The organism is Psychrobacter pygoscelis, assembly GCF_004335015.1.
In the GTDB taxonomy this organism is placed as follows: domain Bacteria; phylum Pseudomonadota; class Gammaproteobacteria; order Pseudomonadales; family Moraxellaceae; genus Psychrobacter; species Psychrobacter pygoscelis.
This window is the reverse complement of the sequence record NZ_RQRU01000001.1, coordinates 1,036,679-1,049,357: the sequence shown is the minus strand read 5'-3', so window position 1 is coordinate 1,049,357 and position 12,679 is coordinate 1,036,679. Positions and strand designations below refer to the sequence as shown.

Genomic DNA, 12,679 nt, shown 5'->3' with positions numbered 1-12,679 from the left:
AATTATAATTTCAATTAAGTTTTAAATGTTAGGAGTTTTAAGATTATGGACAATCAACATCATCTCATACGTCGAAATGATAAGCCTTGGTTAAAGACCTACCAAGAGCTAGGCATGGAGTATGATATCGAGCTGCCGCCCGAAAATACTTCTCTTATCGATATTTTTGAAGAAAGCCTTGAAAAGCATGCTGAAAAGACAGCTTATGTCTGTATGGGTTCAGAGTTATCATACAAAGACCTAGATCGCTATAGCAAACAAATTGCCGCCTATCTACAATCGATCGGCTTAAAAAAAGGCGATAAAGTGGCTGTTATGATGCCCAATATCCTGCAAATGCCTGTGACCGTGCTTGCAGTGCTACGTGCCGGTTATGTATTGGTCAATGTCAATCCTTTGTATACCTCAAAAGAGCTTGAGCACCAGCTTGACGACTCAGATGCCAAAGTACTGTTCATCATCGAAAACTTCGCCAAAACCTATCAAGATATCGGTAAAAAATTGGTCGATAAAGTCGTGATCGCCTCGATGGGAGATCTGATGGGCACACTAAAAGGCCTAGTGGTGAATACCGTCGTGCGGCATGTCAAAAAGATGGTACCAAAGTATGACATCAAAGGCAGCATCACCTTTAAAAAGGCGCTCAATAAAGTCCCAGTAAGCAAATATAAGCGCCCTAACAATATTGGTCTTAGTGACCTTGCTATGTTGCAATATACGGGTGGTACGACAGGTGTGGCCAAAGGTGCCATGCTCACTCATAAGAATCTTGTCGCCAACCTTATTCAGTGTGACACCTTTTTGGGTGGTGGATTAGATGAACTTGAAAACAGTAGCGAGCAGCCTATCATCATGACCGCTCTACCGCTGTATCATATTTTCTCATTTACCGTCTGTGGTATGTTCGGTCTGCGCCGAGGCTGTATTGGCCTATTAGTGCCTAATCCTCGTGATGGCAAAAGCTTAATCAAGGCCTATACTGACTATCCACCAACTTTCTTTCCAGCGGTCAATACCTTATTTAATGGTCTAGCCAATAGTGATGTCTTTAAAGCACTCGACCATAGCAAACTAAGAATGTCGATGGGCGGCGGTATGGCAGTGCTTAAAAATACGGCAGATAAATGGGAAGAGGTCACTGGTAATGTGGTGATTCAGGGCTATGGTCTCTCGGAGACCTCCCCAGTCGCGATTGCTAATCCTATTATGATGAACACCTTTAGCGGTACTGTCGGTGTACCGATACCTGCCACTGAAGCTGCCATCTTGGACGATGCAGGTAATGAGGTGGAGCTAGGCGAGCGCGGCGAGATTAGTATCCGTGGACCTCAGGTGATGAAGGGCTATTGGAACCGTGAAGATGCGACTGCCAGTGCGATGACGGCCGATGGCTACTTTCGCACCGGTGATATCGGAGTCATGGACGAAAAGGGCTTTGTCAAAATCGTCGATCGCAAAAAAGACATGATCTTGGTATCCGGCTTTAATGTCTACCCCAATGAAGTAGAAGAGGTGATGACGCATCACCCTAAAATTCTGGAGTGCGGCGTCATTGGCGTGGAAGATGAGCGTAGTGGCGAAGTACCTAAGATATATGTGGTACGGAGCGATAATAGCCTGACGGAGGAAGAGGTCCTTAAGTTCGGAAAAGAGAACCTAACTGGCTATAAGCGTCCACGCTACGTTGAGTTTATCGATGAGCTTCCTAAGTCAAACGTTGGCAAAATTTTACGTAAAGAGATCCGTAAGATTGAAGAGAAAAAGCAGAAAAAATAATAAGTTATGCCATAACGATTGCTAGATTAGCGCATAAAGACGCCATATTAAGATGCTGAATTTAATCAGGCTGCTATTATTCTAAGCGCTAACGGGTAGTGCTTCGCAAAAAGGACTGGGCTAAGGGCTACAGTCCTTTTTTATGTGCGGCAATAACAATAATAGTAACAGGGATAGTATTAGTGACAATAACAGCAACAGTGTGATTTTGAGGCGGTAGGTTGTTAAGATAGTTTTTTGTCATTATAAAAGGTATTATTTAGCTCTAACAATGACCGTAACTGTTTATTTACCTTTATTAAAGGGTAGAGTTGACTGCTAAATGACTTTAGATTCACAAATAAATAATAAAGCGCCATGTTATTACCAGATTTTTACATTACTCTATATCGCGATAGGGCGATGCTACTATGAAGATGTCACCATTAATTAGCATACCGTAATGGCTCTTAAGCTCGTTACACAGAGAGATTATGACGCTTATGATGAGTCTGGCTAAATAGTAACAGCGCCTACATTGATCGATTTGGCTATGAACACAAGTTAGCAATCATAGCGCATATTGAATACGGCTTTATGTTTGGGCGTAAAGTATTTGGACTAGCAAGTGAACGAATAACCGAATAATTAGCGATTCACTTACTAAATTTTATGACAATCTTTAACTCGTTGGGTAATTTTATGACAGCACAAAATGACGTGAACAACACAACCACTCATTCAGATAGCGCGCAATCGACCAGTGCGTCAGCTACTAATAGCAATCAATCGTCTTATAACGCGCAGCCTTATCCACAGATTCCGGAGATTCCAAGCGACCGGCCATGGCTTGAGACTTATGAGCGCTACGGTATCCCAGCCGATATCGAGCTGCCTGCTAAGAACAGCTCAATGCTGGATATATTTGAGCGAAACTTTGCCCGATATGGCAATAAAAAAGCGTTCACTTGTATGGATGTCTCGTTGACCTTCCACAAGCTCGACTTATATAGCCGTCAGATCGCCGCTTACCTACAGTCGTTAGGACTTAAAAAAGGCGATAAAGTAGCCGCGATGATGCCCAATATTCTTCAGTACCCCATAGTCGCTTTAGGGGTTATTCGTGCTGGTATGACTTTAGTCAACGTCAACCCACTTTATACCAGCCGCGAGCTATCGCATCAGTTAGAAGATAGCGGTGCTAAAGCTATCTTCATTATTGAGAACTTTGCGACGACTTTAGAGAACGCTAAGAGTAAAGGGCAGCTAGAGCATATTATCGTCTGTAGCATGGGTGATATGCTCGGTCTGCTTAAAGGCTCGATAGTCAACCTTGTCGTTCGTCACGTCAAAAAGATGGTTCCCAAATATAAGCTGCCTAATAGTGTCGGCTTTAAGACAGCGCTAAGTGCAGTATCTGCCAGCCAATATAAGCGTCCAGATGTCGATCTGGGTGACGTGGCATTGCTGCAATATACTGGTGGTACGACGGGAGTGGCAAAAGGCGCAATGCTGACCCATGGTAATTTGGCTGCCAATATGCTACAGATTAGTGCCTTGATGAACAGTGCTTTTGAATACGATGTTAAAGCAGAGGACATCATCCTTGGTGCGTTGCCGTTATATCATGTTTTCTCATTCACAGTCTGCGGCATGTATCCTATGTACCAAGGGTATAACACGTTGCTCATCCCCAATCCGCGTGATCTTGACGACCTCATAAAGCAAATTGATAAGTATAAGCCGTCGTTCTTACCAGCGGTCAATACCTTATTTAATGGCTTGGTTCATAAAGAAGCCTTTAAGCAGCTCGACTTCTCACACCTTAAAGCCTCTATTGGTGGCGGCATGTCAGTACTTGCTTCAGTCGCCAAAGAGTGGCATGAGATTACGGGACTACCGATTATTGAAGGCTACGGTCTGTCTGAGACCTCGCCTGTGGTTGCCTTTAACCCAATGACCATCGCTGAATTCACAAATAAAATTGGTATTCCAGCCTCCAGTACGGATGTAATTTTAATTGATGATGATGGTAACGAGATGCCTGTCGGTGAGCGCGGTGAGATCTGCGTTAAAGGTCCGCAAGTGATGCTCGGCTATCAAAATCGTCCAGATGAAACCGCTGAGAGCTTCACTGACAACGGCTACTTAAAAACGGGTGACGTTGGTATTATGGATGAAAAAGGCTTTATCAAAATTGTCGATCGGAAAAAAGACATGATCTTAGTCTCAGGCTTCAATGTCTATCCTAACGAGATCGAAGAGGCCATGTCAGATCACCCTAACGTCCTTGAGTGCGGAGCAATCGGTGTTCCTAGTGATAGCCGCGGCGAGGAGCCTAAGATATTCGTGGTTAAGAAAGGTGAGGTTAGCGAACAAGAGCTGCTCGAATTTGGTAAGAAAAACCTAACTGGCTATAAGCGACCACGTAAAGTCCAGTTCGTTGACGAGTTACCAAAATCGAATGTGGGTAAGATTCTACGAAAAGAGCTGCGTAAAATGGAAGGCTTAGAATAAAGCCCCTCATTGCTTCTAGGTATCTGCCATGCCTTGCTATTCGCGAGTCATGGCGTTACGATAGCCCCATTCATCTTTGATGAAGTATTAATCCATAGCAGCACTCAATCCTCACTTGCTGCTAGATATAACGATAGGAAACTGCACCGCCATGCGAATAGATAACCGAGAGTTTAATCAACTGCGTCCCGTCACCTTTGAGCGTAACTATACCAAGCATGCTGAAGGCTCGGTATTGGTGAGCTTTGGCGATACCAAAGTCTTATGTACTGCCAGTGTTGAGTCCGGCGTTCCACGTTGGCTCAAAGGGCAAGGTAAAGGCTGGATTACCGCAGAATATGGTATGCTGCCGCGCGCTACTAACACCCGCAATCAACGCGAGGCGGCTCGTGGTAAGCAATCTGGCCGTACCCAAGAGATTCAACGCCTGATCGGCCGTAGCCTACGCGCGATGGTTGACTTATCTAAACTGGGTGAAAACACCATCTACGTCGACTGTGATGTGATTCAAGCAGATGGCGGCACGCGTACCGCTAGTATCACCGGCGCAGCAGTGGCGATGATTGATGCGCTTGAGACCTTGCAGAAGAAAAAGAAGCTTAAGGCTGATCCATTAATTGGTCTGGTTGCTGCCGTGTCTGTCGGTATCAAAAACGGTGAGGTCTATTTGGATCTCAATTATGAAGAAGACTCAAGCTGTGATACAGATCTTAATGTGGTCATGACCCAAAAAGGCGAATTTATTGAGATTCAAGGTACGGCTGAAGAGAAGCCATTCACCCGTGAGCAAGCGGATAAAATGCTTGCTATGGCGCAACAAGGTATCGAGAAGCTGGTAACTATGCAGCAAACCGCACTTGGTTGGTAAGATTGTGCTTATTTATTTGTATGACATATAGCTGAGCTAAATAAGCATGAAGTGAACAGGCAGGACGAGTTGAGTTATCAACCCGCCCTGCTTTTTTTATTTGAGATCAAATAATCGATAAAAACACCAGATAAAACATCAAAAAAATATCAGCTAAACATCAAAACCGCATCTCAAGCTCAGCACCTATATTATTGAGGGCATAACTTTTTGACGCATCATTGCTATCTAGGCGCTGATGGCTAAAAGTGAGCTTTGGAAATAGCACATTGGCAAAATTGAGCTTCTCATGCCAAATACTGGCATTAATGGCATATTCTTTATCATTACGTTTTTGCCCATTACTAAAAAATGATGCGCCCTCATAGTCACGTACTGCATAGCTGGCGCCAAGCTGAGTGCCAAGCCCTTGTCCTTGTTGCCAGTTTTTTTGCCCCCCTAAGCGCAGCCCTTTTTGTTGGTAACTGTCATCGGTATCTCGAGTTTTATATTGCCGATAATAATCAATACCAGCACTAATGCTTTGATTATCATCTAGTTGATGTAGCCACGTTGTACTAGCCAAATAGTTACGATTGTTTAAAAATTGGCGTTTGTCTTCGTGGTGATGCACTCGTCCAACCTCCGCTGCACTATAAAGGTAATCATTATCAGAGAGCTGGTGGCGGCTATTGATTCGTAGTCCCACACTGCGGCTATAGGGGCGGTTGCCATACAGTCGATAAGTCCATATAGGTGCTAACTGATATTGCTGTTTGGCATCTGCCCAGCCAATACCAGCCGATACCCGTAGACTGTGATCATTATATTGGGTTTGCTTATGATAGTTTTTAGCCGTATAGCTTGCCTGTAATTGGTTAAAAAATCCCCCACGATGTTGCCACTGCTTGCCAAGCTGCAAAGAGTAAACTAAGGCTTTGTCATCAACAGGGTCATCAAATGTCCAGCGCCCATAATGCTTATCATCAGGAGCTTTATTGATATTATTGTCCTGTACAATGGTGGCAGCCAACTGCCATTGGATATCTGCTTGCTTGTCAATCCATTGTCTATAATTGGCAATCAATACTGGTGGAATTTGTTGTGAGCCTTGTAGCTGCTCAAGATGGTGTTGTGCCTCTTTAAACTGTCGATTCTCTACTAGTGATAAGGTTAACTGCCAACGTAGCATGTCATTTTGAGGATATGTTCTTAATAATTGTGAAAAATTTGCAATCGCTATTTTAGGCTGATGCTGATACCGTGCTAACATCGCCTCTGCTAATAGTGCGGTTTCAGCATCATGCTGTGACCACTGTATATATATGGGCAGTATTTCCTGGATGCCTGCCATATTTTGTTCAGCGATGACCGAAAGCATGGCTTGCTGTAACAGCGTAGGCTGAGACAGTAAAAACTTGGCATCGACATCCATTGTATTATTGGTAGTAGTCGGAGTGGCGGCAGTTTTTGGCTCAGAAGATAGGGGGTTTTGCTCAGGCGCTGCAATGGGTAATTCATTAAAACGTTGCTGACTACCGATGTCTGTGGGCTTAGTCACAGCCTTGGCATTGATAGATATAGGTGTTGCTGAAAAACCATTGTGCATACTGACGCTTAGTAGCCATAATACAGTGGCACGTTTGAGCGTACGATGAATGAAGCTGTGTCTATGACTGCGAATATGTCGGTCACTGTGAATAAAATTATGGATATTTTGCATGATAAAACCATTGGTTTTTATGAGTTAGGGATATTAAGGCGTTAACAAGCACCCTCTAATTTAAGAACCTGTATTCACAACCAAAGCCCTCGTAAAATTTGCTGGATATGAGTCAATTTAACCAAGCAAAGGTACGTTCGACAATTCAGCGCTTAGGGATAATCTGAAGAACCGTTGATCTTCATTGAGATGCCAGCAGGCAACTTGCATTACTCCTGCACTTGTTCTTCAAAGGTTTTACGATAACCGGTGTCAGCAGATATGGCTTTCATGTTGGGGTAGGTATCAAGCGCTTTAGTAAAGGCTAATATGCTAGATTTGGTATCGTGGATATCAGCATAAACAACGACGGTTAATAGGCTGCCCAAAGTATCAACTACGGTATGACGTTTGCGACCTTTTACTTTTTTACCCCCATCACAACCCTCTGTCTTGTGCTTTGCTAGTTGTTTTAACACTTTGAGAGTCTATGATGGCGTAACTTGGTTTGGCTACTCTTTTGGCTTTTAAGCGCTTTTTTTAACCAAGTCCTGCAATATCTTATCCCAAAGTTCTGATTGATTAGCACGCCGAAAGAAACTCCAAACGGTTAGGTAAGGGGAAAGTCATTAGGAAGCATTCGCCACTGGCAGCCGGTCTTGGTAATATAAAGTACGGTATTGACCAGTTCACGCTTGTCCCATTTGTAGCGACGATGGCGATTAAAGTGAGGTTCTATCACTGCCTATTGTTCGTCAGTTAAGTCAGTTGGATATGCTTTTCTGTTCATCCTATTATGTTAACTTATCTGAATATTTTGGATGCAGGTTCTAAGAAATACATGATTCAAAAGCCATGATAATCCGGCTTACGGGCTAGCGCTTACATCTAAAAATAAATGCAAGCGCTGGCTTGTCAAGCAAGAGTACAGAGGTAAATTTAATAGCCACTATTTAAGCAGTTATTTAGACAACCATTTAATCAACTACTTTAACAATGACTCAAACCAAGAGCTGGGTTTAAAAAGTAAACTCCATACTCAAGCCATAGTTACGTCCGGGTGCGGCTAGTAGTTGAGGCTTTATATCTGCTGAGTTAACATCTTGAAGGTCTTTTAACTGACGCAAAGATTCCCAAGTTAAGTAACCGTAATCAAAGATGTTATATATGCCGCCACGCAATGTGAGGTTATCATTAATACGATAATGTCCAGTCAAATCAGTGATACGCCATGAAGGTGCGGTTAGGTCTGCGGTTGTATCTTCACCAGAGAGTCCCCCAGTTTGATAAGAGTAGTTAAGCTCGTCTACATCTTTTGCGGCGGAATAGGTGGTGTTTAAAGCGACTCCCCATTTATCATTAGGTTCGTTATAAGACACACCGTAAATTACTCGTAGCGGTTGTACCATATCAAAGGCGTAGCTTCTGGTACTTTGATAATTCGGATTGCGTTCTGGGGTTTCTCGCATTTTTACCAAGCCTGCGCTGAGGTTGGCTTGTAATCCCAATGGGGCTTTATCCCATATGGCCTTTAAGTCTAGCTCTGAGGACAAATCAAAGCCATGTACCTTGACATCTTGTTGGTTATAGTAGGCTAGTTGTGTCACATCTGATACAGGAATCCCAAAGGCTATAAAATCACGATAGTCAGTTCTAAAGTAGCTGGCTTTGAGGTCACCAAAACGGGTATGCCAAGCTGCACCGATCTCATGATTTTGAGCAGTTTCTGGCTCTAGTTTGGGTTGGGGCAGGCTGCTGTCATCGTTTGGTGTAAAGCCCAGTTGTTCGGTCATACTCGGTACACGAAAGCCAGTGCTGTATTTATACATGAGCTCTATGTCATCGGTTGGATAATATATCAAGCCTAAGTTCCATGAGGTGTTGTTAAATTCACTGTCAGTAAATCTTTCTACTTTACGCCCATCAGCAAATTCTTTGATGCCTTGATCAGAGTTGAATTTGTAATTATCGTATCTTAGGCCTAAAGTAGCACCTAAGTCTTCATCTAACATAAACGTATCATTGATACCAACAAAATAGCTTTTTTGATGGACAGGACTGCCGATCTTGTTGAGCCCATAAGGTTTTTCTACCGTTTCTGAAAGTATGGGGTAGTATTTATCATAGCCATTTGTATTGAGTTCAGGTTGACTAGAATTGCTCTTAGTGCCAATGAATTTTTTGGAGCCAGAATTTTTTTCTTGTAATTTGGCTTTGGTATAGCCTGCATTTAACACAAGTTGGTGAGAAGTGTCCCCCAACTTAAAGTCTTTTTTAGCATTCATATCAAAGCGTTTGGTGTCAAAGTCTAACTCTATATAGCGATTGGATTTAAACTGCCCATACTTTTCTACTTCACAATCTTTATTGGTATTAGGATAGGTTGCACAGTTGATGCGTTGATCTTCGCTTGATAACGTGAGCTTTTGTTTATCAATACGAGTATGTACCTCATCAAACACCGCCGATTCGCTGGGCGTGTATTTATATTCTAGACCATAACGGCGATTATGATGGGTATCAGTTAAAAAACGAGTAGGAGTATAAGCGTAAAATGGTTCAGGGCTAAAATGATCCAATACTTCAGGTTTGATAATTTTTAAATCATTGCTATTTGCTATTTTATTAGAGTGATAGTTATAGCTAAACATGTCCCGTATGTCATATTGTTGTTTGCTATCCTCTAAAACTGTGCCGAGATAGTGCTCATTATTTATATGATAGCCAATTTTTGAGAGTAAGGAGTCGCTGTCATAATCCATCGGGTTGGGCACACGGCGGTTGGGTCCTGAAACATCTTCGGTAGAAAAATTTTGGGTCTGTGTGATGGGTTTCCAGCTAAGAAAGTTATAGGTAAATGGCTTATTATCAGCATTGATGCCAGTACGTTTTTCTTGTACGGGTTCTACGCCAACAATCACATCCTCAACTGTTTGACCTGGCAGATTATACATATCGCTATGGGGTTGTAGCTCATGTCCGCTACGTTTGGTATATTGTACAAAGCCTTCCCAGCCACCAGTACGACCACCCAACGCCGCTGAAGCAACTTTACGCTTATCTCGACTGGTGTAACCAAGCTTGATACGACCGCCAAAATTATCATTTTCATCTACAAAGTCAATGGTGTCTTTGGTTTGCATTAATACCGCACCACCCAAAGCACCACTGCCAGCATAAGTGGAGTTTGCGCCTTTACTAATCTCTACTAATTTTAAGTTTTCGTATTCTACTTCATTTTTTGCTCCACTTTCTGTGCCAGAGCCATTGCCATAGCGTTTGATCGTCTCGCCTTGACTGATACCATCTACCATGACCGCAACCCGCTCTTTTTCTGCCCCACGGATAGAAAAACCGGTGCTGGTACCACGACCGACAGACTCATTAACAGCAACCCCAGCATCATAACGGGTTAAATCTCGTATATTCTCAACTTGTGATCTTTTCAGTGTTTCAGCCGTTTTGTTAATCTGTCCCAGTCCAGTGACATCTTTGTTTTGAGTATCAGGTTGGGTTTTTGCAGTAACCATAATGGTTTCAAGCTCTGTTTCCGGCAGTGGCTCATTAAGTAATTTTATATCTACCGTATCAGCGGCGGTGGCATATAAAGGTATACTGGTAGCCAATATGATACCTATGGTTTGGGCTAAAGGATGACGACGGGGCGTAAATGAGTGTTGTGACATCACAAAGTATCCTAGTTGGTCTAACTTATAAGTTAAGGGTCAATACTTTAAGGCGCAATAATTAAAGCCTAAACTTGGAAAGTTGAAAGTTTGCGTCTCTATAACTTCGCTATTTGTCATTTCTTGATAACAATAAAGCAAAATATTTTTTAGTGGATGAAGTGAGCGATAAAAAAATGAGAAGCACAGCAAGCAGAATTGCTGACTGTGCTTTTATAATCTTCTTATTTTGAGATAAAAGAGACTTATTTTGTGGTTTGCTTACCTGCAAATACGCCCGCAAAATTTTTATCTTCTTTAGTAAATTGACCACCTAATTCGTTGGCTTTATCACCAAAGAAGCCACCAGAAACATTAACTGTCCCTTTGATGCGAGATTGACTACCGTCTTTATCGTTGGTTAATCCTGCATTGACGATATTGGCTTGACCGGTAAACGTATTGCCACTAATTTTGACCCCACTTAGTGTCATGGCGTCATTGCCTGCTGGTGTCAAAAATTTACCTGATAATGCTTTGCTGGCAAAATCTGCGTTAAAGTTGATGCGAGCATCCGATGCCTTGCTGATGCTATAGGGCGTACCATTTTCAGCTTGACCATAACCTATCCAATTACCTTCATAATTAGCCGTACCTGTGGTAGGCATGGTCTGGGTTAACTGACCTTGATAAAAGTAAGTGTAGGTAGGGTTGTTGGCATCCGTTTGGACAGAGCCAATATGGGTAAACTGTAGAGGTAGCGTTTCATTGCTAGTGAAGATATTGCTGTTTTCTTTAGCCGCTTCGGTAAGCAGATTAATCTTCACCCCATTTAGAGTGATTTCATCTAACTTTGGAAGTTTTTGCGTATTTTCCATCACATCTTCAAAGTTTGTGGTAAATACTGGCTTACCACTTTCAGTAAAGTTAATGGCTTTGGCTTGGTTATAAATGGTTTTTGGTTTAGCTTCACCAGCGGTAATATTTTCACTACCGGTTTGTTTAGCGGCAAAGACCCCTGCGGCATTATCACTAAGCAGTTTGCCGGCAAGCTCAGCTCCCTGATCACCAAAAAAACCTCCTGTTACTTTTGCTGTATCTGGGTTGGTCGCTGCATCTGTTGAAGTGGCATCTGCTGTAAAAGTATTGCCGTTGATTTTGCCATTTAGTGTATAAGCAAATGCTTGATCGTTAGCAAGATTCTTGTTCAAATTACCACGGATGCTTTTATTAGAAAAATCGACAGTGAAATCTGCTGGTGTTCTTGTATTCAGCGAATCTGGGCCATAACCAACAACCGCCTCACCGGGATTAACCTCTACTTTTCTAACCACAGTCCATGCGCCATTATATTGAGCCGTACCACCTGAAGGTAATAATTCAGATGCATCTTTGCCACGATAGAAGATGTTGGCATATTGATTACCACCTGCCTCGAATACTGCGCCTGCTTTGGTGTGGTTAAATGCCACCATTTTTAGTGCATCATAATTATTGCCATCAATAACCAAGACTAAGTTGTCTTTAATATCGGCATGGGTATCACCAGACACAGGATAATATGTTTCAGTATCGGAAACTGAGAAGACATTATCTGTAAAGCCATCTTTAGTAATGGTGACTTGTTTTGTGCTTCCATCCGATTGTTTTTCAGGACTATTAACAAATGTCAGGGTATCATAATCATCGGCAGTTGCATCGCTATCTGCCGCCGCTTTATTAATGCTGGCATTGGTCTGTTTTTGCTCAGTTGTCATACCATCAAGTGTGGGACCGCCTGTAAATGGAGAGGCGATAGAATAGCCATACTCTACTTGTGGGGCAGGCTCGTTATTACCCTCTTCAGTGGCATTGTTTAAGGCAGTGATACTAGAGTCATTGACCTTGACATACTTAGTTTTCGATTTGTCATTATCTTTACTGCCGCCATTAGGAGTCCCCTTACCGGGAGTCGGTATGGTAGAGACGCCTCCATTTCCGTTGTCTAAACCACCACCTGTACTACAGGCAGTAGTCATAGCAGCGAAAACAGCAATACATAGCAGTCGTTGTTTAGTTATAGCCATGGTTTTTCCTTCACTTCTAACAGTAATTAGTGATGTTATGAAAATACAATATATCTTGTATTAGGTATAAACGTCTCTTTAGGGGTTGAGTTGCTATAGGTATCACAAGACTAAAAGAGAGGTTGAT

The 12,679-nt window shown here is 42.6% G+C and carries 8 protein-coding genes; 3 read left to right on the top strand and 5 right to left on the bottom strand.

Translation table 11 applies throughout. From position 1 onward, the window contains the following. Positions 1-45 precede the first annotated feature (45 nt). From EGV92_RS04120 to rph, 3 genes are all read left to right on the top strand, one after another. The gene (locus tag EGV92_RS04120) at positions 46-1,776 is read left to right on the top strand and encodes an AMP-binding protein (protein ID WP_131667917.1); all 1,731 of its coding nucleotides are present in this window, start codon (positions 46-48) and stop codon (positions 1,774-1,776) included. A gap of 681 nt (positions 1,777-2,457) precedes the next feature. Continuing rightward, a complete protein-coding gene (locus EGV92_RS04115; protein ID WP_131667916.1) occupies positions 2,458-4,272 on the top strand; it encodes an AMP-binding protein in 1,815 nt (604 codons plus the stop codon). Between the two features lie 151 nt (positions 4,273-4,423). Continuing rightward, positions 4,424-5,140 carry a ribonuclease PH gene (gene rph, locus EGV92_RS04110; RefSeq protein ID WP_131667915.1) on the top strand — a complete coding sequence of 239 codons (717 nt, stop codon included), beginning with the start codon at positions 4,424-4,426 and terminating at the stop codon, positions 5,138-5,140. 160 nt (positions 5,141-5,300) lie between these two features. On the opposite strand, the gene EGV92_RS04105 is transcribed toward rph, so the two are convergent. The 5 genes from EGV92_RS04105 to EGV92_RS04085 form a co-directional block, all read right to left on the bottom strand. Further along, entirely contained in the window at positions 5,301-6,842 is a 1,542-nt protein-coding gene (locus EGV92_RS04105; protein ID WP_131667914.1) for a surface lipoprotein assembly modifier, read from the bottom strand. A gap of 209 nt (positions 6,843-7,051) precedes the next feature. After that, positions 7,052-7,300: a transposase gene (locus tag EGV92_RS04100; protein ID WP_131667913.1), complete on the bottom strand. Its 249-nt coding sequence runs from the start codon at positions 7,298-7,300 to the stop codon at positions 7,052-7,054. 131 nt (positions 7,301-7,431) lie between these two features. Further along, positions 7,432-7,563 carry a transposase gene (locus EGV92_RS04095; protein ID WP_131667912.1) on the bottom strand — a complete coding sequence of 44 codons (132 nt, stop codon included), beginning with the start codon at positions 7,561-7,563 and terminating at the stop codon, positions 7,432-7,434. 277 nt (positions 7,564-7,840) lie between these two features. After that, positions 7,841-10,507: a lactoferrin/transferrin family TonB-dependent receptor gene (locus tag EGV92_RS04090; RefSeq protein ID WP_131667911.1), complete on the bottom strand. Its 2,667-nt coding sequence runs from the start codon at positions 10,505-10,507 to the stop codon at positions 7,841-7,843. Positions 10,508-10,752: 245 nt separating this feature from the next. Continuing rightward, the gene (locus EGV92_RS04085; protein WP_131667910.1) at positions 10,753-12,552 is read right to left on the bottom strand and encodes a transferrin-binding protein-like solute binding protein; all 1,800 of its coding nucleotides are present in this window, start codon (positions 12,550-12,552) and stop codon (positions 10,753-10,755) included. Positions 12,553-12,679: the final 127 nt, after the last annotated feature.